General features: G+C 40.6%; 1 protein-coding gene. It reads right to left on the bottom strand.

The window, feature by feature from the left end:
* On the bottom strand, nucleotides 1-2281 hold a 2281-nt coding region (locus tag ACFSY7_RS10370; RefSeq protein WP_380147781.1), incomplete at both ends, for a phage tail protein.

The following is a 2281-nucleotide window of genomic DNA, read 5'->3' as shown; positions in this document are numbered from 1 at the left end:
GAACGCCTTTTTAGCCGCATTTGCTGTCTTTTTAGCACTTGCTGTAACAACTTTCGTTTTCGATGTAATACCATTCGCAAAACCCTGCCCAGTATGTTCACCAAGCGCATAAGTAACACGCGATGGCGAGTGAATGTCCATTGCTGATTTGATTGTTGATTTCACTTTATCCGCAATAGATTTAGCTGCGCCGATTACTGCGCTGGCCATTGATTTAATACCATTCACAAGCCCTTGAATGATGTGTCGCCCAATCGCTGTTAAATCAATACTTGATAAAAAGGACTGCGCTGACTGCCAACCACTTTTTATCGCACTTACAACACCATTCATTGCACTTGATACAGCACTTTTTAATGAATTGAACATTGTTACGACTGTGTTTTTAATTGTACTAACAGCACTTGATACGGCAGATGTAATCGCACTCCAAGCACTTGTAATAACAGATTTAACAGCAGACATCGCACTTGATACAGTCGAACGAACTGCACTAAAACCACTCGTTACAACTGATTTAATCGCGCTAATGGCACTTGAAACTACACTCTTAATTGCACTCCAAGCTGAACTAATACCCGATTTAATCGCATTCATTGCATTCGTAATTGCTGATTTTATGGCATTAAAACCATTTGTTACCGCGGATTTAATCCCGTTTATCGCTGTTGTTGTTGCGCTCTTAATCGCATTCCATGCTGTCGTGATAGCTGATTTAATGCCATTCCATACGCTCGTTGTCGTACTCTTGATTGTATTCCAAGCATTCGTAATCGCTGTTTTAACAGCGTTAAATACGGTTGTAGCAGTTGATTTAATGCTATTCCAAATACTCGTCAGCGTTGATTTAATACCATTCCATATGCTTGTTGTAGGCCCTTTAATTGCATTCCAAATACTAAGCAAGAATGATTTTAAAATGTTGAAAATATTCTTAGCTGCTGAAACAATTGCATTCCAAATCGTTGTAAGCATTGTTTTAATCGCATTCCATGCCGCAGACCAATTGCCTGTTAAAAGATTTGTCAATGCTGTTAAAACACCTGAAATAATTGCTACAGAAGTTGTAATGACTGCTTTAATTACTTCCCAAGCAACTTGCACAATTGTTGAAATCAATGGCCACACCGTTTGGAACACCGTCATAATTTGACTCATTGTCATTATAATCGTGTCTTTAATCAGACCCCAAACGACTGTACCAATTGTCATGATGTTTGCGCTATTCGCTGTCCAGATGGCCATAATTTGTGCCCATGTAGCTGAAAGGAAAGAAGCAACAGCACCGAACGCTGTTTGAATAACATTCCATACGGCTGTAAAGGCTGTAGATACTTGATTTCGGAATGTTTCAGATGTTTGATACACACCAATTAACACCGCAACAAATGCCGCAATAGCAGCAATCACAAGACCAACTGGACCTGTTAGTAAGCTGATTACTGTACCAAGCATAGGAAACTTCGTTGCCAAATTCGCTACCCATGTACCAACTGTTGTTAATGTGCCACTAAAACTAGTAAACAATCCTGTGATAAACGTAATTGCTTTACCAATGCCAGCCATCATCGCTGTGCCTAGACCTGCAAACAATGCCTTGAACATTAAAATAACCGGCATAATCGCCATAAACGCACCCGATAAAGAAATAACAATCGCAATTATTTGTCCAATAGCTGGATGTGCTTGCATCATACTGTTAGACCATGCTAAAAACTTATTTACCATTTCTAAAAGGATTGCACCTAGCGGAGCCATGCCAATCCCTAGGTTCACTAGGGCGGTCGTTAGGTTGCCAATTAGCGACATTACCCCCGGTGCTGTGGCGCTAACGTATGAGAGGAATTTTTGGAACGATTGATTTTCTCCCAGTGCCGCAGTCCATGCGCGCCATCTTTCCATCAACCCTTGTAAGCTCGTCATCATTCCAGAAGCGGAACCACCGAACGCCGCAAAGAAGTTTACTACTCCAACAATGGCATTACCAAAAATACTACTGATTTTTGGCATATTTTCTTGCACATAACTAATAAAAGATTTAAACTTCTCGCTCTTTTGCAAGCCTTGCGCCCATGTAGCAAATGATTCCGACATTTTTAAGAACCCTTTTGATACACTTTCGCTAAGCGGTGCAAAGGCCACGAACATTGAGCCTAATCCTTTAAATAAATTTCCCACCGCTTTACCGAATGTCGTAAGCATCGGACCTGCGTTTTTATTAAGGTATTCAATAAACTGTTGGACTGGCGGTGTACCAATACTTTGCTTTAGTGATGTCATT

It is taken from the genome of Kurthia populi, from assembly GCF_042686175.1.
GTDB classification, from domain to species: Bacteria; Bacillota; Bacilli; order Bacillales_A; family Planococcaceae; genus Kurthia; species Kurthia populi.
This window is presented reverse-complemented; position numbering and strand designations above follow the sequence as displayed.